The organism is Homoserinimonas sedimenticola (genome assembly GCF_026094475.1).
Classification (GTDB): Bacteria; Actinomycetota; Actinomycetes; order Actinomycetales; family Microbacteriaceae; genus Homoserinimonas; species Homoserinimonas sedimenticola.
Genome location: NZ_JAPELL010000002.1, coordinates 315,653 through 339,307, shown reverse-complemented (window position 1 = coordinate 339,307; position 23,655 = coordinate 315,653). Strand labels below are relative to the sequence as shown.

Below are 23,655 nucleotides of genomic sequence, written 5' to 3'. Positions count from 1 at the left end.
CTCATGCGGAAGCGCCGTCGCCGTGCCCCTCGAGCACCTCGGAGATCGCGGCATCCGTGATGGCGCCGTGCCGGACGATGCGGATGCCCTCCGAACGGATGCGGGAAGCGTCGACGATCGTCGAGCCGAGGGTGCCCCCCTCGCCGCCGTCGAGGTAGACCGCGACGGAGTCACCGAGCATCCGCTCAGCCTCCTGGGCCGTCGTCGCCGCCGGCTCCCCCGTGAGATTCGCCGAGGAGACCGCGAGCGGGCCCGTCTCGGCGAGGAGCGAGAGCGCGACCGGGTTGGCGGGCATGCGAAGCGCGACGGTGCCTGCCGTGTCGCCCAGATCCCAGGTGAGACCCTCGCGTGCGGGAAGGATGACCGTGAGCCCGCCGGGCCAGAAGGCATCGACGAGCGCCCGAACCTCGTCGGGAACCTCCGCCGCGAGGGCATCGAGGGTCGCCAGGTCGGGGATCAGCACGGGCGGGGGCGACTGGCGTCCCCTGCCCTTCGCATCCAGCAGCCGCTGCACGGCCTCGGGGCTGAAGGCGTCGGCCGCTACGCCGTATACCGTGTCTGTGGGCATGACGACGAGGCCGCCGCGGGCGATCGCCGTCCTGGCGAGCCGCATGCCGGTGAGGAGCTCGGAGGGGTCCGAGCAGTCGTGAATCGTCGCCATGTCGCCCCAATCCTAGCGGGCGCGACCTCTGCGGTAGCGGGAGATGACGCGCGTCAGCGGATGGCCGTCGTCGCGCGGTCGCGACCCAGGAGATCCCGGTGCCAGGAGATCCCCGACCAGCCATCGGCCCGCAACAGCTCGGCAATGGCCGCCGCCTGCTCCTCGCCGTGCTCCATCACGAGCAGGCCGCCCGGATGCAGCAGCCGCAACCCTGTCGTCGAGACTCGCCGCACCACATCGAGCCCGTCCTCGCCCCCGTAGAGCGCGTGCTCCGGATCGAAGAGCTGCACCTCGGGGTCGCGCGGAACCGCCGCCGACGGGATGTAGGGCGGGTTCGAGGCGACGACGTCGACCGAGCCGTCGAGATTGGGGAAGGCCTCGGCGAGGTCGACGAACTCGAGCTGCGCGTTCGTCGCGCCGCTCTCCTCGAAGTTGCGCTTGGTCCAGGGGTACGCCTCCGGCGAGTTCTCGGCGGCGAAGACGCGTGCACGGGGAACCTCCGTCGCCATCGCCAATGCGATCGCCCCAGAGCCGGAACCGAGATCCACCGCTATGGGCTCGGGCGTGGCGGAGGCGTTCAGGGCGTCGATCGCGAGCTGCACGACCTGCTCCGTCTCCGGACGCGGCACGAAGACGCCCGGCCCCACGGCAAGCTCAAGGGAGCGAAACGCCGCCCGCCCCGTGATGTGCTGCAGCGGCTCGCGAGCCGCGCGGCGCGCCACGAGCTCGGCGACGGCCGCGGCATCCGCGTCGGAGACCTGTGATCCCATCACCACGCGGGCCTGCACCTCACCGCGGCTCAGGCCCAGGACGTGCCCCAGGAGCAGCTCCGCATCGGCGTCAGGCGAGGGCACGCCCGCCGCCGTGAGCGAGGCGGCGGCGGATGCTCGGAGTGCGGCGATCGTGGGCAAGATCATGATCCTCGGGGACAGGGTTTCGATACGGCGCTGACGCGCCTAACTCAACCGGCGGAGCGCCTCAGGACTGGTCGCCGAGGTCCGCGAGTCGAGCCTCCTCATCGAAGCGGATGCACGACTCGATGACGGGGCCCAGCGCGCCGTTCATGACGGCATCGAGATTGTAGGCCTTGTAGCCCGTGCGGTGATCCGCGATGCGGTTCTCCGGGAAGTTGTAGGTGCGGATGCGCTCCGAACGGTCCATCGTGCGGATCTGGCTCTTGCGGGCATCGGATGCCGCGGCCGCGAGCTCCTCCTGCTGCCGGGCCAGCAGGCGCGCGCGCAGCACACGCATTGCCGCTTCACGGTTCTGCAGCTGGCTCTTCTCGTTCTGCATCGAGACCACGATGCCCGTCGGGAGGTGCGTGATGCGCACGGCCGAGTCGGTCGTGTTGACCGACTGCCCGCCGGGGCCGCTCGAGCGGTAGACATCGATTTTCAGATCATTCTGGTTGATCTGCATCTCCTCGGGCTCATCCACCTCGGGAAAGACGAGCACGCCCGTCGTCGAGGTGTGGATACGGCCCTGCGTCTCCGTGACGGGCACCCGCTGCACACGATGCACGCCGCCCTCGTACTTGAGGTTGGCCCACACGCCCTGCGATGGGTCGCTCGCGTTCGACTTGATCGCGACCTGCACGTTCTTGTAGCCGCCGAGGTCGCTCTCGTCGCTCTCGAGCATCTCGGTCTTCCAGCCCATCTGGTTGGCGAACTGGAGGTACATGCGCAGGAGGTCGGCCGCGAAGAGGGCGCTCTCGGCCCCGCCCTCGCCACCCTTGATCTCCATGATGACGTCGCGCCCGTCATCCGGGTCACGCGGGATCAAGAGGCGACGAAGTCGCTCCTGTGCCGACGCGAGCTCCTCCTCGAGGCCGGGAACCTCCTCGGCGAAGGCGTCGTCCTCCTTCGCGAGTTCCTTAGCCGCCGCGAGGTCCTCTCGGGCCTGCACCCAGTGCTCATGGGCGGACTTGATCTGGCTGAGCTCGGCGTAGCGCCGGTTGATCTTCTTGGCCCTGGCCGCATCCGCGTGAACCGCGGGGTCGGACAGCTGCTTCTGCAGATCCTCGTGCTCGGCCAGCAGCACGGCTACTGACTCGAACACGATCAGTCCTCCTTGGTCGCCGCAGCGCCCGGGAGGGACTTCTGGATCTGCATGAGGAACTCGACGTTGGACTGCGTCTCACGGAGCTTGCCGAGCACGATCTCGAGCGCCTGCTGCGTGTCGAGGCCCGCGAGAGCACGCCGAAGCTTCCAGGTGACCTTGACCTCGTCGGTGCCCATCAGCATCTCCTCGCGACGGGTGCCGGAGGCGTTCACGTCGACGGCGGGGAAGATGCGCTTGTCGGCGAGCTGGCGGGAGAGGCGGAGCTCCATGTTGCCCGTGCCCTTGAACTCCTCGAAGATGACCTCGTCCATCTTGGACCCGGTTTCGACGAGCGCCGTCGCGAGGATCGTCAGCGAGCCGCCGTCCTCGATGTTGCGCGCGGCGCCGAAGAAGCGCTTGGGCGGGTAGAGCGCCGAGGAGTCGACGCCGCCCGAGAGCACACGCCCGGATGCGGGAGCCGCCAGGTTGTAGGCCCGGCCCAGGCGGGTGATCGAGTCGAGGAGCACGACAACATCGTGACCCAGCTCGACGAGGCGCTTGGCGCGCTCGATCGCGAGCTCCGCGACCGTCGTGTGGTCCTCCGCCGGACGGTCGAAGGTCGAGGCGATGACTTCACCCTTGACCGTGCGCTGCATGTCGGTGACCTCCTCGGGGCGCTCGTCAACGAGCACGACCATGAGGTGCACCTCGGGGTTGTTCTTGGCGATCGCGTTGGCGATCGCCTGCAGCACGAGCGTCTTGCCCGCCTTGGGCGGCGACACGATGAGGCCGCGCTGGCCCTTGCCGATCGGCGAGACGAGGTCGATGATGCGCGTCGTCAGCTTCTGCTGCTCCGTCTCGAGGCGCAGGCGCTCCGAGGGGTAAAGCGGGGTCAGCTTGCCGAACTCAACGCGCTCCCCCGCCTGCTCGACGGGAAGGCCGTTGATCGAGTCGATCTTGACGATCGCGTTGTACTTCTGACGACCGCCCTGGTTCTCGCCCTCACGGGGCTGGCGGATCGCGCCGACGACGGCGTCGCCCTTGCGCAGGTGGTACTTCTTGACCTGCCCGAGCGAGACGTAGACGTCGTTGTTGCCCGGAAGGTAGCCGGTCGTGCGCACGAAGGCGTAGTTGTCGAGCACGTCGAGGATGCCCGCGACGGGGATGAGCACGTCATCCTCGGTGATCTCGGGCTCGAAGTCGTCGCCACCGCGGCGCTTGCGGTCGCGGTAGCGGCCACGGCCGCCGCGCTCAGAGTCGTCCTGCTGCCGGTTGCCCCTGCCGCCGTTCTCCTGGTCGTCGCGCTGCTGCTCGCCGCCCTTGTCGCCGCGCTGCTGGTCGCCGCGCTGCTGGTCACCGCCCTTGTCCCCGCCCTTGGAGCGGTTACGGTTGCGATTGCGGCTGCGCTGGGGGCGTTCGCTGGACTCGTCGCCCGACTCCTCGCCACTGCGCTCGGATGCCGCGGCTGCAGCATCCTGGCGCTCGTCGTTGTTGTCGCCCTTGCCGCTCGGCTGGCTCGCCTCGCCGCTCTGCTCGGCCTGCTCGGCCTGCGCGGACTCACCGCGGGCGCCGCGGCCCCGCCGGGAGCGCCCCGTGGGCTCACCCTCGGCCTTATCGCCGGCCTTGTCGCCGCTCGTGGCGCTGTTCGTGTCGCCGGCAAGCGGTTGCTGCTCGCTGTCACCGCTCGCCTCGACGCCCGACTCGCCGCCGTTGGCGTGCTCGGCCGCGGACTTGGGCGCAGTGCGCTTGCGCGCCGGAGCCTTGCGAGCAGGCTTCTCTGCCTCAGCGGACTCCCCTGCGGGCGCCTCAGCGGTCGGTGCCGCGGTCGCGGCGGGCTCGGCGGTAGCTTCCGCGGAGGTCGTCGTAATGACCCCGTCGGTCGCTGTGGCACGACGCGACGCACGCTTGCGCGGCGCCTTTTCGGGGGCCGCCTCCTGAGCGGCCGGAGCCTGCTCGGTCGAGGCTACGGGGGAAGTCTCCGCCGCGGCGGATTCGTTGCTGTTCTGGGTCTCGTTGATTACATCCACGAGTGCTCCTTTGCGAAGTTTGGTCGCGCCGGTGATACCGAGAGACGCCGCAAGAGCCTGAAGCTCGGGGAGGCGCATCGATGCCAGGTCGACACTGGAGTCGGGCCGCTCGGCCCGGACTGTGGGATCAGTCACTAAGAGGGTTCCTTTCCCAGTCAGGCGCCGAATCGATGAATGACGTTGCGTGAACCTGACGGAGAGCTTGTCGCTCGACGATCTCGACTCCGGGCTTCGACCTCAGAGGCTAAACGGGGAGTGGAGGAGCGGCGAAGCGATGCTGGTGATGGTGCAACCCGTGGCGCGAAAAGAGTGATTCGTGCCTGGCTAAGCCAAAGACTTTGCCGGGTGCAGGTTCACTGTAGCACCTTTGAAGTCCACGGCCAGCATGAGCGCCTGCCACGGCGAGCCGTCGTGCGCGGCGACCAGATCCGCCGCCACGAGACGCTCGGCGGGGTCGCTGCAGAGCACAAGAACGGAAGGTCCTGCACCGGAGACGACGGCCGCGTGGCCGTGGCCGCGAAGCTCCTCGACGAGGGCGACCGTCTCGGGCATGGCGCTCGCCCGGTAGTTCTGATGAAGCCGGTCCTCCGTTGCGTCGTGGAGGAGCTCGGGGCTCTGGATGAGGGCAGCGATCAGGAGCGCCGACCGCGAAACATTGAAGATGGCATCCTCGTGCGGCACCGAGACAGGGCGCAGGCTGCGGGCGAGCTCCGTCGACAGTGTGTAGTCGGGAACGCACACGAGGGGCGAGACCCCCCGGTGCACCATGAGCTTCTTGTGCTGGGGACCGTGTTCGCCGCTCCACGCAATCGTGAGGCCGCCGAACAGCGCCGGCGCGACGTTGTCGGGGTGACCCTCCAGCTCAGAAGCGAGGGAGAGGAGCGCATTCGAGTCCAGCTCGATGATGCCCTCGAGCAGGCCCTTCGCCGCCATGATGCCCGAGACGATCGCCGCGCCCGAGGAGCCCAAGCCGCGGCCGTGCGGGATGAGGTTGCTCGCCACGAGCTCGAGACCGGGGAACTCAACGCCATAGCGGTCGAAGACAAAGCGGATCGACCGCACGACGAGGTTCGTCTCGTCGGTCGGCACTTCGCCCTCCCCGATTCCCCGGACCTCGACCGAGGCGCCGGGCTGTTCGCGCACCCGGACCTCAAGATCGTCGTAGAGAGACAGGGCAAGGCCGAGAGTGTCAAAGCCGGGGCCGAGGTTCGCGGAGGTTGCGGGAACCTTGACCGTGACCGATCGACCGACCGGCGGGGCGGGCATGAGGGTCATGCCGTCGCTCGCTCCAAACCGAGCACGCCGGCGACCTCGGCCGTATCAACGGGCACGACGGTCGGCTGCACGTCGGCGCCGTCCGCGCCGCGGAGCGCCCACTGCGGATCCTTGAGCCCGTGACCCGTGACGGTCAAGACGACCGTCGAGCCCGCGGGAACGATGCCCGCCTCCGAGCGCTCCAGCAGCCCCGCAACGCTGATGGCGGACGCCGGCTCAACGAAGATGCCCACCTCGGCCGAGAGGATGCGGTGCGCCTCGAGGATCTTGTCATCGCTGATGGCGCCGAAATAACCGTCGCTCGTCTCGCGCGCCGCCAGGGCAAGCTCCCACGACGCGGGGTTGCCGATGCGGATGGCACTCGCGATCGTGTCGGGGTCCTTGACGATGTGGCCCTCGACGATGGGGGCGCTGCCCGCCGCCTGGAAGCCGAACATGCGGGGCAGCCGCGTCGAGACGCCCCGCTCGAGCTCCTCGCTGTAGCCGCGGAAGTAGGCCGTGTAGTTGCCCGCATTGCCAACGGGGATGAAGTGGAAGTCTGGCGCATCCTCCAGCACCTCGACGACCTCGAAGGCGGCCGTCTTCTGCCCCTCGATGCGGTCGTTGTTGACCGAGTTCACGAGGTGGACGGGGTAGTTCTCGGCGAGGTCGCGTGCAATGTCGAGGCAGTCGTCGAAGTTGCCCTGCACCTGCAGCAGCTGGGCGTTGTGCGCGATGGCCTGGGCCAGCTTGCCCATCGCGATCTTGCCCTCGGGCACGAGGACGGCCGCCGTGATACCTGCGTGGGTGGCATACGCCGCCGCGGAGGCGGAGGTGTTGCCCGTCGAGGCACAGATGACAGCCTTCGCGCCGTGCTCGACAGCCTTCGTGACCGCCATCGTCATGCCGCGGTCCTTGAAAGAGCCCGTCGGGTTCATGCCCTCGTACTTGACCCAGACGTTCGCGCCCGTGCGGGCGGAGAGCGCGGGGGCGGGGATGAGCGGGGTGCCGCCCTCGCCGAGGGTCACGACGGGCGTGGCATCCGTCACGTCGAGCCGGTCTGCGTACTCGCGGATGACTCCGCGCCACTGATGCGCCATGGTGAACCTTTTCCCTGAACCTTCTACTCGGAGCCTTCGACTCGCAGGACGGATGTGACAGCGCGAACGGTGTCGTTGGACGCGAGGGCGTCGACCGTGTCAGCGAGAGAGGCCTCGGATGCCTCGTGCGTGCCAATGACAAGGGTAGCGGTGGCGGACTCGCCCTCCGCACCGAGCGAACTGACCGTCTGGTGCACCGTCTCGACAGAGACGCCGTGTTCGTTGAAGACGGTCGCGACCGCCGCGAGCACGCCCGGCTGGTCATTGACGAGAAGGCTGATCTGGTAGCGGGTCGTGACGCTCTCGATCGGCAGGATCGGCAGGTCGCCGTGCGTCGACTCGGCGATGCCGGGGCCCCCGATGACGTGGCGGCGCGCCGCCGAGACAAGATCGCCGAGCACAGCGGATGCCGTCTCGACACCGCCTGCGCCCGCCCCATAGAACATGAGGTCGCCCGCCGCCTCCGCCTCGACGAAGACCGCGTTCTTGGCACCGTGAACGGCCGCGAGCGGATGCGCGCGGGGCACGAGCGCGGGGTAGACGCGAGCGCTCACACCCGCGTCGCCATCAGCGTCGATCATCCGCTCGCAGATCGCGAGGAGCTTGATGACGTAGCCGGCGCGACGCGCGGCCTCTACCTGCTCGCCCGTGATGGCCGTGATGCCCTCGCGGTACACAGCCTCGATCGGCACCGAGGTGTGGAAGGCGAGGCTCGCGAGGATAGCGGCCTTCTGTGCCGCGTCATAGGCCTCGATGTCAGCGGTCGGGTCGGCCTCCGCATAGCCGAGGGCTGTCGCTTCGGCGAGGGCCTCCTCGAGGCTCTGCCCCTCGAGGTCCATGCGGTCGAGGATGTAGTTTGTCGTGCCATTGACGATGCCGAGGATGCGGTGCACCTGGTCGCCCGCGAGGCTGTCTCGCAGGGGTCGGATGATGGGGATCGCGCCGGCGACCGCTGCCTCGTAGAAGAGCTGCGCGCCGACCTGCTCCGCCGCCGCAAACAGTTCGGGACCGTGCGTCGCGATGAGCGCCTTGTTGGCCGTGATGACGTCGGCACCGGAATTGAGCGCCTCGAGGATGAGCGTGCGCGCCGGTTCGAGGCCTCCGATGAGCTCCACCACGATGTCCGCGCCCACGATGAGGCCCTCAGCGTCAGTCGTGAGGAGTTCCCGCGGGATCTCCGCCGTGCGCGGTGCGTCGATGTCCCGCACCGCCACCCCGATGAGCTCGATGCCCGCGCCGGCGCGGTTTGCGAGCTCCTCGCCGTGCTTCTGGAGCTGGGCCACGACTTGCGCCCCGACGGATCCCGCGCCCAGGAGGGCGACCCGGAGATTGCGGTACTCGATCATCAATTTCCGTTCCTCGCTGTGTCCCTGACGATCCCCGCATCACGTGAGAGCAGGTCGTCCTCGGTCTCGCCGCGCACGATGATGCGCGAGACGCCGTCCCGGACGGCGACGACCGCGGGACGCGCCAGATAGTTGTAGTTGCTGGAGAGTGACCAGCAGTAGGCCCCCGTCGCCGGCACCGCGACGAGGTCGCCGGGCCGCACGTCCCCCGGCAGGTAGTCGGCACGCACGACGATGTCGCCGCTCTCGCAGTGCTTGCCTGCCACGCGCACGAGGGCGGGCTCGGCTTCTGACACCCGCGCGGCCAAGCGCACGCTGTAGTCGGCCTCATAGAGTGCCGTGCGCGCGTTGTCGCTCATCCCGCCGTCGACGCTCACATACTTGCGAACGGCGGTTGCGTCATCCGTCGTGCCGCCGATCGTCACGAGCACATCCTTGACAGTGCCCACCTCGTAGAGAGTGAAGGTGGAGGGGCCCACGATCGCTCGGCCGGGCTCGACCGCGACGACAGGGACCGGGATGCCCAGCCGACGAGCCTCCGCGGCCACGATTTCGGCGAGCGCCCGCGCGATATCGGCGACCTGCATCGCCTCGTCGGCGCTCGTGTAGGCGATGCCAAAGCCGCCGCCGAGGTTGAGCTCGGGCACGGGCCCGTCCCCAAGAAGCCGAGCCTGCAGCGTCATGAGGCGCCGCGCCGACTCGCTGAAGCCGACGGCCTCGAAGATCTGCGAGCCGATGTGGGCGTGCAAACCCATGAACTCGAGAGACGAACGCGCGCGAATGAGGGCGACGACGTCCTCAGCGTCGGCGAGGGCGATGCCGAACTTCTGATCCTCCCGGGCCGTCGCAAGGTACTCGTGGGTGCTCGCGTGCACCCCGCTGTTCACGCGCAGGCGCACCCGCTGGCGCACGCCGTGCTGCTCGGCCGCATCCGCGACGCGAGCGATCTCATCGACGCTGTCGATCACGATGACGCCAGCACCGGATGCCACGGCCCGGTCGATCTCGCGAAGGGACTTGTTGTTGCCGTGCACGCCGAGGAGCGCCGGGTCGACACCCGCCGCGAGCGCGACCGCGAGCTCTCCCCCGCTCGCGACGTCGATGTGCAGGCCCTCCTCCGTCACCCAGCGCGCGACCTCGGTCGAGAGGAACGCCTTGCCCGCGTAGTAGACCTTCGCGGAGCTGCCGACCGCCGCGAACTCACGATCGAAGGCGAGCTTCGCCTCGCGTGCGCGGGTGCGGACGTCAGCCTCGTCCATGACATAGAGGGGAGTGCCGTACTCCCGGGCGAGCTGCGTCACGGGCACGCCCGCGACCTGGATGACTCCCTCGGCGCTGCGCTCGACCCCCGCCGACCAGATCGCGGGCTCGAGCGCATTGGCGTCGCCGGGTAGGGAGAGCCAGTCGGGTGCGAGCGGGTTGGCGGTCACGAGGGGCCTCACGGATCAAAATACGGGTGCTGGTGGATGGATGCGCGGTAGGGCCCGAGACGGCCCCCGCGCGTGCCTGAAGGCGGATGCGCCGAGCACGCTTCCTGCGAATTCTATTACGCGCTCGGCTCGGCCCCCTCCTCGCCGGCCTCGCCCGCCCCCTCGCTCGCGCACTCACCGCGCGTGCCGAGGGCGTCGAGATCGGTGGGGACACCGGCGCCGTGGGCCGTGAAGCGCACGGTGTCGCCGTCGACGGAGACACCCGTGAGGACAATCGACTCGGGTAGCAGCGAGGCGGAGCAGACGCGCACGCCTACAGACGCGAGATCGACGAAGCGGGTCAGGTCGACAGTGACATCCTCGGCGGCTGTGATGCCGACCGCCGTCAGCACGAGGTAGCCGTCGTCATCGAGGCTCGGCTCGAGGTCGACCGAGAAGGGGATCACGGCGCCCAGCACCTCGATCTCGTTGTCGAGCGCGATCGCGCCACCGTCGATCCGCACGGCGCCCGTGAAGCCCGCATTGTCGGCGAGGCGGTCGAGACCCTCCTCGCCGAGCGTGAAGGTCACATCGACGTCGTCGAGCTCACCCTGCACGACCTGCTGCAGCATCGAGAAACCGTGGATCGTGACATCCGCCTCGACCGCGGAGCCGGGCACGCGCCGCTTGATCTCGGCTTCGGCGCGGGTCTCCGCGAAATCGCGAAGTCCCATGTCGATGAGCACGGCGGCGCCTGCCAGCATGGCGACGGCGATCACGAGCCCGACGACCGCCTTGGCGATTCGCCTGCCAACGCTCGGCTTGGGTCCGGTCTGGCCGATGTACTGCCGAGGCGGCCGCGACGCCATCATCACATCCTCTCCGGCGCCGTCACTCCGAGGAGACCGAGCGCATTGCGCAGCACCTGACCGGTCGCGTCATTGAGCCAGCGGCGGGAGTGGTGCACAGGCGTGACGGGGTCGTCGCCGAGGGGCGTGACGCGGCAGTTGTCATACCAGCGGTGGTAGGAGCCCGCCAACTGCTCGGCATAGCGGGCGACCCGGTGCGGCTCCCGCAGCTCCGCCGCCTGCTGTACGACCCGCGGGAACTCCGCGAGAGCGCCCAACAGCACGCTCTCGGTCTCGTGCTCGAGCGTGGCCGCATCAAAAGCGTCGCGCGTGACGCCCGCGCTCTCGGCATTGCGGGTCACCTGATTGGTGCGCGCGTGGGCGTACTGCACGTAGAAGACCGGGTTGTCGTTGGTGCGGCGCTGCAGGATCTCGGGGTCGAGTGTGAGGGGCGAGTCGGCGGGGTACCGCGCGAGGGAGTAGCGCAGCGCATCCGTTCCGAGCCACGCCTGCAGGTCGTTGAGCTCGATGATGTTGCCGGCGCGCTTCGAGAGCTTGGCCCCGTTGATCGAGACGAGCTGCCCGATCAGCACCTCAACATTCTTGGCGGGGTCATCGCCTGACGCGCCCGCGATCGCCTTGATGCGGTGCACGTAGCCGTGGTGGTCGGCACCGAGCAGGTAGATCTTGAGGCTGAAGCCGCGGTCGCTCTTGCTGAGGTAGTACGCGGCGTCGGCGGCGAAGTAGGTGTAGACGCCATTGCCGCGCTTGATGACGCGATCCTTGTCGTCGCCGAAGTCGGTCGTGCGCACCCAGATCGCGTCATCCTCGTCGTAGACGTGGCCCTGCGCTCGCAGGCGCTCGACGGCCGCGTCGATCGCACTCGGCTCGCCCGCGTGCAACTGACGTTCAGAGAACCACACGTCGAAGTGCACGTTGAAGCGCGCGAGGGAGTCCTTGATCTCCTGCAGCTGCAGCTCGTAGCCGATCTCCCTGGCGACCGCGAGCGCCTCGGCCGCGGGAAGCTCGAGGAGCCGCGGCTCGCGCTCGAGCACACCCTTCGCGAGGTCGGCGATGTACTGGCCGGGGTAGCCGTTCTCGGGCGTCGGCTCGCCCTTCGCGGCGGCGAGGACGCTCGCCCCGAAGTTGTCCATCTGGTTGCCCGCGTCGTTGATGTAGAACTCGTTCGTCACCTCGGCGCCGGCGGCTCGCAGCACGCGGCCGAGCGAGTCGCCGAGGGCAGCCCAGCGCGTGTGGCCGATGTGGAGGGGCCCCGTGGGGTTGGCGGAGACGAACTCGAGGTTGACGACCTGCCCCGCGAGGCCTGTTCCGTGCCCGTAGGCCTCCCCCTGTTCGACGATCGACTTCGCAAGCGTGCCTGCGGCGGCGGCGTCGAGGGTCACGTTGATGAAACCGGGGCCGGCAACCTCGACGGATGCCACACCCTCGACCCGCGCGAGGGCGCCCGCCAACTCGGTGGCAAGCTCCCGGGGGTTCGTGCCGAGCGGCTTCGCAAGCTTCATCGCGATGCTCGACGCCCAGTCGCCGTGTTCGCGATTCTTGGGACGGTCGAGACGCACATCCTCGATCGAGACGGATGCCTCACCCCCGCGGGCCGCGATCGTTGCGGTGACGATGTCGAGCAGGGCGGCGGAGAGTTCGGCGGGAGTCACGATTCGCAATTCTACCGGGTGGGCATCCCGCCTCCCCGGTCCTAGCAGGGCATGATGGAGGGGTGAACAGCCTCGACTCCCTCGCCACGACCCCGCCGCGGGCATCCATGCTCCACCGAACCGCGGGCATCGGCGTGGCCGTCGTGCTCGCTCTCAGTCTCGTCGCCTGCGCGGGCGAAGACCCCGCCCCCAAGCCCAGCGAGACGCAGAGCTCCTCACCCTCGGCGAACCCTTCCCCCAGCGAGGAGCCGAACGCGGAGCCGAGCGCTCCGCCTGCCGAGGCGACGCCGGTCGGCATCACCTGTTCGCAGCTCATCACGGCGGACGACATCTACGCGTACAACCCCAACCTCACCCTCGTCGACGGGCAGACCCCCGAGAGCGGCTCGCCGGGTGCGCGCGCTGTCGCCGCCGAGGGCATCGCCTGCCACTACATGAATCTCACGAGCGGCGAGAGCATCGTCGTCTCCGCCTCCAGCCCAGGGCCAGACGCCCTCGCCCAGGTGCGCTCGGAACTCTCCGGCACGGCCACGCCGGCGGAGGGCCTCGGTGGGGAGGGCTGGTTCGGCGACGGCACCGCGACAGTCATCTCGGGCCCCTACCTTGTCACCGCGTCCTCGGACTTCTTCACGGCCGCCGCCGACGCCCAGCAGCTCACCACGACGGCGATCTCGCACCTCGGCTGAGGTGAGCAGCGGCAGCGCGGCGGGCTGCTAACCTAGTCAGGCACTCCGGGAGCACCCGGCACGTGCATCCGCCCTCGTAGCTCAGGGGATAGAGCGCCGGTTTCCGGTACCGAAGGTCGGGGGTTCGAATCCCTCCGAGGGCACCAACGTGAAGGTCACTCAGGCTCGCGCCCTAATGACTGCCCTGCCGAGCGTGTCAGCGATACTGCACCGAGACCGTGATGGGCGCGGCGCAGTGCACGTGTGCATTCACGATCGTGGCCGCCCCGCCGACCCACACCCAGGCTCCGTAATCGGTCCAGGGCGAGAATGGCCAGATCGCATGGCACTGCACGATGAGGCGGGCGTAGCCGTAGCCACTGCAGTTCGCGCTCGCGTGCGCACCGTCCGTGCCTGCACTCCAGCACGTTGCGGCCGCCTGAGCCGGGGCGGGGGTACTCAGGAACGGCGCGGCGAGGCCGAGAGCCGCCGCCACGAGAGCTCCGCGGATGAGGTGTCGTCGTGTCGTCATAGTCCACTCCCTTGAGCTTGTGGCGGCCAGTATGCGACCGACCCACAGGAGTAGACAGGGCTGTCTTATTGTGGCGAGATGTGCTAGGAAAACGACCCCCTTTCAGGGGGTCACACCGTAAGGATGACCTTGCCCGTCGTGCGACGCCCCTCAAGGGCTGCGTGCGCCTCGGCCGCATCAGCGAGGGGGAAGCGCGCGCCGATGCGCACCCTAAGCGAGCCCTCGGCAAGCGCCGTGAACAGCTCCTCCCAGCGCCACGCACGCTCCTCGGGGGTGCGCATGTAGTGCCAGAGGCTCGGCCGGACGAGCGACAGCGAGCCCCCGGAGTTGAGCCGTTGGATATCGAAGGGGGGCACCTGGCCGCTCGATCCCCCGAAGAGGGCAAGCGTTCCGCGGACGCGCAGTGACTTCAACGAGCCGTCGAAGGTCGTCGCACCGACCCCGTCATACACGACCGCGACGCCTTCCCCGCCTGTCGCCTCGCGCACCCGCTCGGGGAAGTCCTCGTAGGCGAAGACAGCGCTCGCGCCCGCCTCGCGACTCAACGCAGCCTTCTCGGGGGTCGACACGGTCGTGAAGACACGGACGCCCCGTGCGACGAGCAGTTGCGTGAGTAGGAGACTGACGCCGCCCGCTCCCGCATGCACGATGACCGAGTCCCCCGCAGCCGGCGGCGCGATCGAGGTCGCCAGGTAGTGCGCCGTGAGCCCCTGCAGGGGAACGGCGGCCGCGACATCCAGGTCCAGATCGTCGGGGACATGGGCCGCAACATCCGCCTTCACGCGGAAGTACTCGGCGTAGCTGCCCGAGGCGTCGACAGTCGCGACACGATCGCCCGCCGCGAAGCCCTCGACGCCGTCGCCAACCGCCTCCACCACGCCGGATGCCTCCCGCCCGGGTGTGAACGGAAGCTTCGCGTCGTACACGCCCGAGCGCACGTACGTGTCGTAGAAGTTGACTCCCACAGCGTGAGTCCGCGCAAGGATCTCGCCCGGCCTCGGCTCAGGATTCGGACGCTCCTCGAGAACCAGCTTCTCGGGGCCGCCTCGTTCGCTCACGACGATGCTGCGCATCCGTCACTCCTTCCGCTCGATCTCCATAACAGGCTAGTGACCGTGCCGTCCCCGGTTGATGCGGCGCACCTCCCGCGGAGCGCGCCCGCCCACAAACGATCGCGCCGAGTCCACGACGAAGCCCTTGCGCAGCGCCTCCCGGCCGATGAGCATCCTGAAACCCATCGAGTCGCGGTTTGCCAGAGTGAACTCCGCCGTGACGACCCGACCGTGGATCGAGACGTCGAGGTGCACGACGATGCGCGTCGCGGCGTGGCCTGAGGAACTGCGGACCGAGCGGCGGTCATGCACGGGGCACTCGATCTGCACCGCATCGCGTGCCGACTCCTGCCAGGGGTGCACCCAGAATCGCACACGCTCGCCCTGCTCAGCTTCGACGACCTCGATGTCGAAAGCGTGGATGCTCGAGGTGCGCGCGCCCGTGTCGAGCTTGGCCTTGATCCACGGGACGCCGTGATCGGGAAGGCTCACCCATTCACGCCACCCCACAGTGGTGCTTGAATGGGGATCCTGTCTCATTCCCCCATCTTCTCAGGGCACGCACCATGAAACTCGCAATCCTCTCCCGCGCGCGTCAGTCGTATTCCACCCAGCGGCTACGTTCCGCCGCACTGCAGCGCGGGCACGAGGTGAAAGTGCTCAACACCCTGCGCTTCGCGATCGACCTCTCGGGCCCAGAGCCCGACCTGCACTTCCGCGGCCGCCCCCTCTCGAGCTACGACGCGGTCCTGCCCCGCATCGGCAACTCCATCACCTACTTCGGAACGGCCGTCGTGCGACAGTTCGAGCAGATGGACGTCTACACGCCCAACACCGCCAACGGCATCGCGAATGCCCGAGACAAGCTGCGGGCGACGCAGATCCTCTCGCGCCACAACATCGACATGCCGGCGACCGCCTTCGTGCGCAACCGCGCCGACGTGCGCCCCGCGATCCAGCAGGTGGGCGGAGCTCCCGTCGTCATCAAGCTCCTCGAGGGCACGCAGGGCATCGGGGTGATCCTGGCGCCCGACGTCAAGGTGGCCGAGGCGATCATCGAGACCCTGCACTCGACGAAGCAGAACGTGCTCATCCAGCGCTTCATCTCAGAGAGCCGCGGCCGTGACATCCGTGCCCTCGTGGTCGGCGACCGCGTCGTGGCGGCCATGCGACGGCGGGCGGTCGATGACGAGTTCCGCTCCAACGTGCACCGGGGCGGCTCGGTCGAGCCCGTCGAACTGAGCGCCGAATACCAGCGGGCCGCCGTGCGCTCGGCGCAGATCATGGGACTCAAGGTGGCGGGCGTCGACATGCTCGAGGGCGCCGACGGACCCCTCATCATGGAAGTCAACTCCTCCCCCGGGCTTCAGGGGATCGAGACGGCGACCAAGCTCGACGTGGCGGGCGCCATCATCGACTACATCTCCAACGAGGTCGCCTTCCCCGACATCGACATCCGCCAGCGGCTCGCCGTCTCCACCGGCTACCACGTCGCGGAGATCGTCGTGCACTCGGGCGCCGACCTCGTGGGCAAGACTCTCGGCGAATCCGGCCTGCTCGAGCGGGACATCACGGTGCTCACGTTGAACCGCGGCACCTCTGTCATCCCCAACCCCAAGTCGAAGCAGCTGCTGCAGGCCGAGGATCGTCTGCTGTGCTTCGGCAAGACGGAGGAGATGCGCTCGCTCATCCCGAGCCACCGGCGCCGGGCCAAGGTGCGCAAGCTGCCGAAGGCACAGCCGCCGGAGTGATCCCTGACGCTGGACGTCCGCTCCACGAAGGCTGGAAGTCGCGGGTCTAGCCTCGGTGGCATGAGACGCCGGTTTCGCCGAAACGTGGTCACGGCAGCATCCTGCTTACTGGTCACTGCAGTGATGGGCGGATGCTCGCTGACTATGCCCACCGACCCGAACGGCACACTCGATCGCGTCACCGGCGGGGTGCTCCGAGTGGGCGTGACTCCCTACGAGGATCGGGTTGTCCTGCATGAGAACGGCCCGCCCAGCGGGGTCGAGGTTGAACTGGTCAAGGACTTCGCGGAGACCCTGGATGCGGATGTCGACTGGCAGTCCGGCTCGGAGGGCCAGCATGTGCGCGCACTGGAGGACCACGAGCTCGACCTCATCATCGGCGGCATCAGCGACAGAACGCCGTGGAGCAGCAAGACGGGGGTGACCCGGCCGTACGCGGAGATCACGACAGAAGACGGCACGCAGCTCAAGCTGGTGATGCTCGTGCAGATGGGTGAAAACGCCTTCCTCTCGGAGCTCGAGACCTTCCTGACCCAGCGCGGGCAGGAGGCATCGTCGTGACACGTCACTTCGGCCATAACGCCCTGAGTGACTCCCAGGTCGCCACTCTCCGTCGTGCGATCCGGCTCGAGTGGATCACGATGGGCTTCCTCGCGATCACCGTGACCCTCGTCGCCCTTGTGCTCGGCAACTCCCAGGCGATGAAGACCGCCTGGATCGAGGACATCCTCTCGTTCATCCCACCCATCGCCTTCCTCATCGCGGTTCGGGTGGGAAGCCGGCGCCCCACGATTGAGCACCCCTACGGCTACCACCGCTCGGTCGGCGTGGGGCACCTAGTTGCAGCGGTTGCCCTCACCACGATGGGCGTTGTTCTCATCGTGGATTCCGGCTCGTCACTCGTGAAGGCGGAGCACCCGACGATCGGCACGGTGGTGCTCTTCGGGCACGTGATCTGGCTCGGCTGGCTCATGATGGCGGTCATGGCCTTGACGGCGCTGCCCCCCGTCATCATCGGGCGCATCAAGATGGGACTCGCGAACGAGCTGCATGACAAGGTGCTCTACGCCGATGCCGATATGAACAAGGCCGACTGGATGACCGCGGTCGGCACCATCATCGGCGTCGCCGGCGTGGGCCTCGGCCTGTGGTGGCTCGACTCGGCGGCCGCCCTCTTCATCTCGGGCAGCATCCTGCATGACGGACTCAAGAACATGAAGGGCGCCGTACTCGACCTGATGGACGAGCGCGCCAAGACTTTCGACGACCGTCGGCCGCATCCCGTGGCCGGTGAGGTGCAGGACTACCTGCGCGGGCTGGCCTGGGTGAAGGATGCAGGCGTGCGCGTGCGCGACGAGGGCCACGTCTTTCACGTGGAGGCCTTCATCGTGCCGCGTTTCGGCCGGGCGCCGTCGCTCAAGCACCTCAGCGAGGCAAGGGAGGCCTGCGCCGCCATGGACTGGCGCGTGCAGGACATCGTGCTGATCCCCGTCGATTCACTTCCCGACACGGTCGAGAGTGGGCGTCGCCGGAGGTCTCGCCCCTGAGCTCCTCACCGTTCAGTCGGTGTCGCCCGAATGGGCCTCCAGGAAGTCGTAGAGCTCCGTGTCGTCGACGCCGGGGAAGGTTCCCGAGGGCAGGGGCGAGAGGATATGAGCGTGCAGCTTGGCGCTCGCCCAGGCGCGTCCCGACCAGCGCTCGGCCTTCTCCCCCGAGGGCCGTCGGCAGCAGTTCACATCGGGACACGTCGAGGTGTCGCGATTGCGCGTGTCCCGTCCGCGGAACCACTTGGCATCGTTGAAGGGCACCCCGAATGTGATCGAGAACTCCTCCTGAGTGCCCGTGCCCGTCTGGGTCGAGTTCCAGTAGGTGCCAGAGGGAGTGTCGATGTACTGGTAGAACTCCGTCGTGCGATTGGTGCGCGTGAACGCGAGCCGTGCGCTCCAGTGCCGGCACACCAGCTGCCCCTCAGTGGAGCCCGTGACATCCGTCGGCAGGAGCAGGCCATCGTTCTCGTAACCCTTGTAGAGGGCGCCATCGTCGCCGACCCTCAAAAAGTGGACCGTCATGCCGAGGTGCGTCGTGGCGAGATTGGTGAACCGCAGTGCCGCCGCCTCATGCGTCACGCCGAAGGCATCGCGGAAGTCCTCGATAGCAAGGTTGCGGTCATTCTTGGCAGAGGAGAGGAAATCAACCGAGGGACCGAGGGGCATGAGACAGGCGGCCGCGAAATAGTTGATCTCGAGCCGCTGCCGCAGGAACTGCGCGTAGCTCTCCGGCTCGTGATGATCGAGAAGGCGGTGCGCCATCGCCTGCAGAGCCATTGAACGGAGCCCGTGCCCACCGGGGATGGAGGCGGGGGGCAGGTAGATGCGACCGTTCTCCAGGTCGGTGACGGAGCGCGTCGAGTGCGGTAGGTCGTCGACGTGGATGAGGTCGAAGCCGAGCTTCTTGGCCATAAGGGCGACCGAGCGGTGCGTGAGCGCGCCGGTCGTGTGGCCCACGCTCTTGAGCACGTCTTCGGCCAGCGTCTCCAGCTCGGGGATGTGGTTGTTCTGCTCCCGCATGTGATGCCGAAGCTCTGTGTTGGCGCGGCGCGCCTCCTCGGGGGTCGCGATCGCCTCCCGGGCACGCCGTGCGAGCTCGCGGTGCAGCCCCACGAGGGCCTCGAGGTTCTCGTCGGACATGGAGCGACTGATCCGGATGCTCGGAAGTCCGAGCCCGCGGTAGAGGGCGCCCTGCTGCATCCGTTCGAGTTCGATCTCGAGGGCCGCCCTCTTGGTCGGCGGCTCCGAGCTGAGGAGCTCGGCGACGGGGATGCCGAGGGCCTCCGCGATCGACTGGAGGAGGGAGAGCCGGGGTTCCCGCCGCCCGTTCTCCATGAGGGAGAGCTGACTGCCCGCGATGCCGACGGCGGCGCCCAGCTGATCGAGCGTGAGACCCGCGCCGGTACGGAAATGGCGGATGCGCTGGCCCAATGTCGCAAGATCGGTCACGTCTTGAGCATAGCGAAAGATCCGAACTTCTTACTCCCAAATCGAGCACCACAGGCGCGATGCACCGCTTCACACTGTTATGCACCAGACATTTTTGCGCATGTCTTATGCGCCGAGCGGACGGATTGCCTCATGACACTGACGACCCCCACCCCCGCCACGACAGAGATCTCGTCAGCCGCCTATCACGCTGTCCCCGAAGGGGCCGACCCCAAGGTCGTCGCGTGGGTCGACACCATCGCAGAGCTCACGAAACCGGAACGCATCGTCTGGTGCGACGGTTCCCCGCAGGAATGGGATCGGCTCACTCGGGAGATGGTTGCGGCGGGCACCCTGATCAAGCTGAACCCGGAACACCGCCCCTACAGCTTCCTCGCCCGCAGCAATCCCAGCGATGTCGCCCGAGTGGAGTCTCGCACCTTCATCTGCTCGGAGCGCGAAGAGGATGCCGGACCCACCAACAACTGGGTCGCGCCCGCAGAGATGCGCGCAACCTTCTCGGAGATCTTCGACGGATCGATGCGCGGCCGCACGATGTACGTCATGCCCTTCTCGATGGGGCCGCTCGGCAGCCCCCTCGCCAAGCTGGGCGTGCAGGTGACCGACTCCCCCTACGTCGTCGCGAGCATGGCCGTCATGACCCGCATGGGCAGTGAGGCCCTCAAGCTCATCGGGGAGGACACCGAATGGGTCGCCGCGGTCCACAGCGTGGGCGCGCCGCTCGAGCCAGGACAGGCTGACGTGCCGTGGCCCTGCAACGACACCAAGTACATCAGCCACTTCCCCGAGACGCGGGAGATCTGGTCATACGGTTCGGCCTACGGCGGCAACGCGATCCTCGCCAAGAAGTCGTTCGCCCTTCGCATTGCCTCCGTGCTGGCCCGCGACGAGGGCTGGCTCGCCGAGCACATGCTCCTGCTCAAGGTGACCAACCCGCGCGGCCGCGTCTTCCACGTCGCCGCGGCGTTCCCCTCCGCGTGCGGCAAGACCAACCTCGCGATGCTCAAGCCGAGCATCCCCGGATGGAAGGTCGAGACGATCGGCGACGACATCGCCTGGCTGCGCCCCGGACCGGATGGTCGCCTCCGCGCGATCAACCCCGAGGCGGGCTTCTTCGGTGTCGCCCCGGGCACGAGCCCCAAGACCAACGAGACGGCGATCGAGACCCTGTGGGGCAACACAATCTTCACGAATGTCGCGCTCCGCGAGGATGGCGACGTCTGGTGGGAGGGACTCACCGACAAGCCGCCGGCCGGCCTCACGGACTGGCAGGGCAACCCCTGGAGCCCGGAGAGCGGGACGCCGGCAGCACACCCCAACTCCCGCTTCACGGTGGCCGCCCACCAGGCCCCGTCGATCGCGGAGACCTGGAACGACCCGCAGGGCGTCGTCGTCGACGCGATCATCTTCGGCGGGCGCCGCGCAACCAACGTGCCCCTCGTCGTCGAGGCCCGCGACTGGGAGCACGGCGTCTACATCGGCGCGACCGTCTCGTCGGAGCGCACCGCGGCGGCCGAGGGCGCTGTCGGTGAGCTGCGCCGCGACCCCTTCGCGATGATGCCCTTCTGCGGGTACAACATGGCCGACCACTGGGCGCACTGGCTTCGGGTGGGCGAAGGCCTGCGTTCGGCGGGCAACATGCCCCGCATCTTCCAGGTCAACTGGTTCCGCAAGGATGTCGACGGCAAGTTCCTGTGGCCCGGCTTCGCCGAGAACGCTCGGGTGCTCGAGTGGATTCTCGACCGCGTCGATGGACGCGCAACCGCGCGCGAGACGGCACTCGGCTACGCCCCCGCGGAGGGTGCACTCAACGTCGACGGTCTCGAGCTGAGTGACGAGCAGGTCGAAAACCTCTTCGCCATTGACCCCGAGGCGTGGCTGAACGAGCTCGACGACACCGAGCGTTTCTTCGACACCTTCGGCGACCGGGTTCCCCCGGCACTCCGGGAACAGCTCAAGGACCTGCGCGAGCGGCTCGCCGCCGAGTAGGCCGAGACGTCAGAAACCGGGAGGGGGTGCCGCATCCGTGCGGCACCCCCTCCCGCATGTCCACCCAACCTTTCAGGCGCACCGTGCGTCTGTAAGGGTGAAGGGGGTGATGACGGTGCACGCTGTGACGGAGGCGTTTGTCGCGCGCCGGGAAGGGGCATCCGTGTCGGCACCGTGGGAGAGGGTCGTGAGCGATCTCGTCGCCCAGCGCGGTGACGCCCTCCTGCGTTACGCCGCGCTCGTCTCTGGCAGCCCTGACGATGCCGCCGACCTCGTGCAGGACGCTCTCGTGAGGACCTTCGGGCGACTGCGCAGCGGAGTGAGTATCCACAGCGCCGAAGCGTACGTGCGCCGCGCCATCGTCAACGCACACCTCGACGGGGGCCGCCGGGTCTCGCGCTGGCGTCGTATCGCCCACCTCGCTGCCGAGAGCGAAGAGGCGCCCTCCCCCTCCGCCGCCAGCGACGAGCGCATCGACATCGCGGGCGAACTTCGACGCCTCACCCCGCGGGAGCGTGCCTGCATCGTGCTGCGCTATTACGAAGATCTGAAGGTCGACGACATCGCCGCGACCCTCGAGCTCAGCTCGGGCGCCGTCAAGCGCTATCTGAGCGACGGCCTCGCCAAGCTTTCCGTCTCCCTGGGAGGTCCCCATGCCCGCTGACCACACCCCGAACGAGAGGACGGAGAAGCGGCTCCGCGAAATGCTGGCGGATGCTGCGGCTCCCGGCCGGCTCGACGCGGGCACGATCATCCGGAAGAGCCGGCGCAGGCGCCGCGTGCGGGCTCTCGCCGCGACATCCGTCGGCGCTCTCGCGGTCGTCGGGATCGCTGCGGCACTTGCGGGCGGGATTCCGGCGCCCGCGCCGCTGCAGACGGCGAGCGAGTCTTCGGATGCGGGGGGCGACGCAGGCGATGACGCCTCCGCCTTCAGCGCGGAGACTGACAGCTCGGCGGGCGGTGCAGCTCTCGCGCCCGTCGAGAAGCTGAATCCGTGCGGGGAGCCGGTCTCGGCACTTGCGGCGACAGCACGAGATCTGATGCTCGAGGCACGGTTCCCGGATCCCATCCCGGCGGGAGACTCGCCAGTGTTCGGCACGGTTTCGCTCGAAAATTCCGGGGAGGAGACCGTCACGGGGAGGGTTGGCTCTGGCCCCGCGCTCACGCTGTCGCGCGAGGGCGTAACGGTCTGGCACACTCAGGCCGGCAGCGCATCCGGCCAGGCAGTGCAGCTGGATCCAGGCGAGTCGATGTCGTTCGAGGTCGCGCTCGTGCCGGTCGAGTGCGGTCCGGAGGATGAGGCACGCGAAACCTTCCGCAGCGAACTGCCGCCGCTCGAGGCCGGCGAGTACCGGCTCGACGCCGTGCTCGAACTCACGACGAAACCGGGCAGCGTCAGCACCCTGCTGATCGCACCCTCCCTCACCGTCCGGGTCGAGTAGTCGGGCAGACGAGCGTGCTCCCTGTGCCGTCCAAGGCGCTTCCGATACAGTCGCAGCGGATGGCTCGGACGCCCGACGGCCGGGCCCACGACGAAAGGATCCCGCATGGCCAAGCAGTCCATCTTCGGTCGCATCGCGCAACTCGCCAAGGCGAACATCAACGCTCTGCTCGACGCCGCGGAGGACCCCGCGCGGATGCTCGACCAGATGGTGCGCGACTACTCCGCCAGCATCTCAGAGGCGGAGGCGGCCATCGCCGAGACGATCGGCAACCTGCGCATGCTCGAGCAGGATCACGCGGAGGATGTCGCGAACGCTGAGGACTGGGGCCGCAAGGCGGTCGCGGCGAGCCGTAAGGCCGACGAACTGCGCGCCGCGGGGGACACGAGCGGCGCCGACCGTTTCGACAATCTCGCTCGCATCGCCCTCGCCCGGCAGCTTGCGGCGGAGAAGGAGGCGCGCGAGGCAGAGCCGGTTATCGCGAATCAAACGGCCGTCGTGACGCAGCTCAAGACGGGGCTCGACGCGATGCGGGGCAAGCTGCGCGAGCTCACGGCCAAGCGGGACGAACTCGTCGCGCGCGCCAAGACGGCGCAGGCGCAGTCGCAGGTGCTCGACGCCATGAAGAGCATCGACCTGCTCGACCCGACGAGCGAGATCAGCCGCTTCGAGGAGAAGGTGCGCCGTGAGGAGGCGCGCGTGCTTGGCAAGCAGGAGCTGGCCGCATCGAGCCTCGACGCCCAGTTTGAGGAGTTGGAGGATGCGGAGGAGAAGTCCGAGCTGGATGCGCGGCTCGCCGCCCTCAAGGCGGGCCACGCGCCAAAGGCGGTGACCTCTGGAGAGTGAGCGCCCGCATCCGGATGCTCGTGG

22 protein-coding genes and 1 tRNA gene are annotated in these 23,655 nt (G+C 68.4%); 9 read left to right on the top strand and 14 right to left on the bottom strand.

The window, feature by feature from the left end; genetic code table 11:
- Position 1: 1 nt before the first annotated feature.
- From OH146_RS12835 to OH146_RS12790, 10 genes are all read right to left on the bottom strand, one after another.
- On the bottom strand, positions 2-661 hold the full coding sequence (locus OH146_RS12835; RefSeq protein WP_265161385.1) for an L-threonylcarbamoyladenylate synthase: 660 nt from the start codon (positions 659-661) through the stop codon (positions 2-4).
- Between the two features lie 53 nt (positions 662-714).
- Complete coding sequence (prmC, locus tag OH146_RS12830; RefSeq protein ID WP_265161383.1) at positions 715-1,578, bottom strand: peptide chain release factor N(5)-glutamine methyltransferase; 864 nt, start codon at positions 1,576-1,578, stop codon at positions 715-717.
- A gap of 61 nt (positions 1,579-1,639) precedes the next feature.
- Positions 1,640-2,719, bottom strand: coding sequence for a peptide chain release factor 1 (gene prfA / locus OH146_RS12825; protein ID WP_265161381.1), 1,080 nt, complete (start codon positions 2,717-2,719; stop codon positions 1,640-1,642).
- Positions 2,720-2,721: 2 nt separating this feature from the next.
- Positions 2,722-4,863, bottom strand: a complete 2,142-nt coding sequence (gene rho, locus OH146_RS12820; RefSeq protein WP_434056245.1) for a transcription termination factor Rho — start codon at positions 4,861-4,863, stop codon at positions 2,722-2,724.
- A 189-nt stretch (positions 4,864-5,052) separates the two neighbouring features.
- Positions 5,053-6,003: a homoserine kinase gene (thrB, locus tag OH146_RS12815; protein WP_265161380.1), complete on the bottom strand. Its 951-nt coding sequence runs from the start codon at positions 6,001-6,003 to the stop codon at positions 5,053-5,055.
- Complete coding sequence (gene thrC / locus OH146_RS12810) at positions 6,000-7,082, bottom strand: threonine synthase (protein WP_265161378.1); 1,083 nt, start codon at positions 7,080-7,082, stop codon at positions 6,000-6,002. The genes thrB and thrC overlap by 4 nt, the downstream gene beginning before the upstream one ends.
- Positions 7,083-7,105: 23 nt before the next feature.
- On the bottom strand, positions 7,106-8,428 hold the full coding sequence (locus OH146_RS12805) for a homoserine dehydrogenase (protein WP_265161376.1): 1,323 nt from the start codon (positions 8,426-8,428) through the stop codon (positions 7,106-7,108).
- A complete protein-coding gene (gene lysA, locus OH146_RS12800; RefSeq protein ID WP_265161698.1) occupies positions 8,428-9,858 on the bottom strand; it encodes a diaminopimelate decarboxylase in 1,431 nt (476 codons plus the stop codon). The genes OH146_RS12805 and lysA overlap by 1 nt, the downstream gene beginning before the upstream one ends.
- A gap of 116 nt (positions 9,859-9,974) precedes the next feature.
- Positions 9,975-10,706, bottom strand: a complete 732-nt coding sequence (locus OH146_RS12795) for a DUF2993 domain-containing protein (RefSeq protein ID WP_265161374.1) — start codon at positions 10,704-10,706, stop codon at positions 9,975-9,977.
- Between the two features lie 2 nt (positions 10,707-10,708).
- Positions 10,709-12,358, bottom strand: a complete 1,650-nt coding sequence (locus OH146_RS12790; protein ID WP_265161372.1) for an arginine--tRNA ligase — start codon at positions 12,356-12,358, stop codon at positions 10,709-10,711.
- 62 nt (positions 12,359-12,420) lie between these two features.
- On the opposite strand from OH146_RS12790, the gene OH146_RS12785 reads away from it, so the two are divergent.
- On the top strand, positions 12,421-13,044 hold the full coding sequence (locus tag OH146_RS12785; protein ID WP_265161370.1) for an arginyl-tRNA synthetase: 624 nt from the start codon (positions 12,421-12,423) through the stop codon (positions 13,042-13,044).
- A 70-nt stretch (positions 13,045-13,114) separates the two neighbouring features.
- A tRNA-Arg gene (locus OH146_RS12780) sits at positions 13,115-13,190 on the top strand.
- A gap of 50 nt (positions 13,191-13,240) precedes the next feature.
- Here OH146_RS12780 and OH146_RS12775 read toward each other — a convergent pair.
- From OH146_RS12775 to OH146_RS12765, 3 genes are all read right to left on the bottom strand, one after another.
- The gene (locus OH146_RS12775) at positions 13,241-13,555 is read right to left on the bottom strand and encodes a hypothetical protein (protein WP_265161368.1); all 315 of its coding nucleotides are present in this window, start codon (positions 13,553-13,555) and stop codon (positions 13,241-13,243) included.
- A gap of 110 nt (positions 13,556-13,665) precedes the next feature.
- The gene (locus tag OH146_RS12770) at positions 13,666-14,628 is read right to left on the bottom strand and encodes a quinone oxidoreductase family protein (protein WP_265161366.1); all 963 of its coding nucleotides are present in this window, start codon (positions 14,626-14,628) and stop codon (positions 13,666-13,668) included.
- A 33-nt stretch (positions 14,629-14,661) separates the two neighbouring features.
- On the bottom strand, positions 14,662-15,147 hold the full coding sequence (locus OH146_RS12765; RefSeq protein WP_265161364.1) for an ATP-dependent zinc protease family protein: 486 nt from the start codon (positions 15,145-15,147) through the stop codon (positions 14,662-14,664).
- A gap of 26 nt (positions 15,148-15,173) precedes the next feature.
- Between OH146_RS12765 and OH146_RS12760 the strand changes: the two genes are divergently transcribed.
- The 3 genes from OH146_RS12760 (at position 15,174) to OH146_RS12750 (ending at position 17,905) form a co-directional block, all read left to right on the top strand.
- The gene (locus OH146_RS12760; protein WP_265161362.1) at positions 15,174-16,358 is read left to right on the top strand and encodes a RimK family alpha-L-glutamate ligase; all 1,185 of its coding nucleotides are present in this window, start codon (positions 15,174-15,176) and stop codon (positions 16,356-16,358) included.
- Positions 16,359-16,502: 144 nt separating this feature from the next.
- The gene (locus OH146_RS12755) at positions 16,503-16,919 is read left to right on the top strand and encodes a transporter substrate-binding domain-containing protein (protein ID WP_265161360.1); all 417 of its coding nucleotides are present in this window, start codon (positions 16,503-16,505) and stop codon (positions 16,917-16,919) included.
- On the top strand, positions 16,916-17,905 hold the full coding sequence (locus OH146_RS12750) for a cation diffusion facilitator family transporter (RefSeq protein ID WP_265161358.1): 990 nt from the start codon (positions 16,916-16,918) through the stop codon (positions 17,903-17,905). Before OH146_RS12755 ends, OH146_RS12750 begins: the two co-directional genes overlap by 4 nt.
- Positions 17,906-17,917: 12 nt before the next feature.
- Here OH146_RS12750 and OH146_RS12745 read toward each other — a convergent pair whose 3' ends face one another.
- Positions 17,918-19,354 carry a helix-turn-helix domain-containing protein gene (locus tag OH146_RS12745; RefSeq protein ID WP_265161356.1) on the bottom strand — a complete coding sequence of 479 codons (1,437 nt, stop codon included), beginning with the start codon at positions 19,352-19,354 and terminating at the stop codon, positions 17,918-17,920.
- Between the two features lie 132 nt (positions 19,355-19,486).
- Here OH146_RS12745 and OH146_RS12740 point away from each other — a divergent pair, with 132 nt between their 5' ends.
- The 4 genes from OH146_RS12740 to OH146_RS12725 all read left to right on the top strand — a co-directional run bounded on the left by OH146_RS12740 (position 19,487) and on the right by OH146_RS12725 (position 23,631).
- On the top strand, positions 19,487-21,343 hold the full coding sequence (locus OH146_RS12740; RefSeq protein WP_265161354.1) for a phosphoenolpyruvate carboxykinase (GTP): 1,857 nt from the start codon (positions 19,487-19,489) through the stop codon (positions 21,341-21,343).
- Between the two features lie 109 nt (positions 21,344-21,452).
- Positions 21,453-22,007: a sigma-70 family RNA polymerase sigma factor gene (locus tag OH146_RS12735; RefSeq protein ID WP_265161695.1), complete on the top strand. Its 555-nt coding sequence runs from the start codon at positions 21,453-21,455 to the stop codon at positions 22,005-22,007.
- Positions 21,997-22,785: a hypothetical protein gene (locus tag OH146_RS12730; RefSeq protein ID WP_265161352.1), complete on the top strand. Its 789-nt coding sequence runs from the start codon at positions 21,997-21,999 to the stop codon at positions 22,783-22,785. Before OH146_RS12735 ends, OH146_RS12730 begins: the two co-directional genes overlap by 11 nt.
- 105 nt (positions 22,786-22,890) lie before the next feature.
- Complete coding sequence (locus OH146_RS12725; RefSeq protein WP_265161351.1) at positions 22,891-23,631, top strand: PspA/IM30 family protein; 741 nt, start codon at positions 22,891-22,893, stop codon at positions 23,629-23,631.
- Positions 23,632-23,655 lie beyond the last annotated feature (24 nt).

Coding starts and splice junctions, on each gene's coding strand:
- OH146_RS12835 (WP_265161385.1), bottom strand. CDS start 661: ATGGCGACGATTCACGACTGCTCGGACCCCTCCGAGCTCCTCACCGGC.
- prmC (WP_265161383.1), bottom strand. CDS start 1,578: ATGATCTTGCCCACGATCGCCGCACTCCGAGCATCCGCCGCCGCCTCG.
- thrB (WP_265161380.1), bottom strand. CDS start 6,003: ATGACCCTCATGCCCGCCCCGCCGGTCGGTCGATCGGTCACGGTCAAG.
- thrC (WP_265161378.1), bottom strand. CDS start 7,082: ATGGCGCATCAGTGGCGCGGAGTCATCCGCGAGTACGCAGACCGGCTC.
- OH146_RS12805 (WP_265161376.1), bottom strand. CDS start 8,428: ATGATCGAGTACCGCAATCTCCGGGTCGCCCTCCTGGGCGCGGGATCC.
- OH146_RS12795 (WP_265161374.1), bottom strand. CDS start 10,706: ATGGCGTCGCGGCCGCCTCGGCAGTACATCGGCCAGACCGGACCCAAG.
- OH146_RS12775 (WP_265161368.1), bottom strand. CDS start 13,555: ATGACGACACGACGACACCTCATCCGCGGAGCTCTCGTGGCGGCGGCT.
- OH146_RS12770 (WP_265161366.1), bottom strand. CDS start 14,628: ATGCGCAGCATCGTCGTGAGCGAACGAGGCGGCCCCGAGAAGCTGGTT.
- OH146_RS12765 (WP_265161364.1), bottom strand. CDS start 15,147: ATGAGACAGGATCCCCATTCAAGCACCACTGTGGGGTGGCGTGAATGG.
- OH146_RS12760 (WP_265161362.1), top strand. CDS start 15,174: ATGAAACTCGCAATCCTCTCCCGCGCGCGTCAGTCGTATTCCACCCAG.
- OH146_RS12755 (WP_265161360.1), top strand. CDS start 16,503: ATGCCCACCGACCCGAACGGCACACTCGATCGCGTCACCGGCGGGGTG.
- OH146_RS12740 (WP_265161354.1), top strand. CDS start 19,487: ATGACACTGACGACCCCCACCCCCGCCACGACAGAGATCTCGTCAGCC.
- OH146_RS12735 (WP_265161695.1), top strand. CDS start 21,453: ATGACGGTGCACGCTGTGACGGAGGCGTTTGTCGCGCGCCGGGAAGGG.
- OH146_RS12730 (WP_265161352.1), top strand. CDS start 21,997: ATGCCCGCTGACCACACCCCGAACGAGAGGACGGAGAAGCGGCTCCGC.
- OH146_RS12725 (WP_265161351.1), top strand. CDS start 22,891: ATGGCCAAGCAGTCCATCTTCGGTCGCATCGCGCAACTCGCCAAGGCG.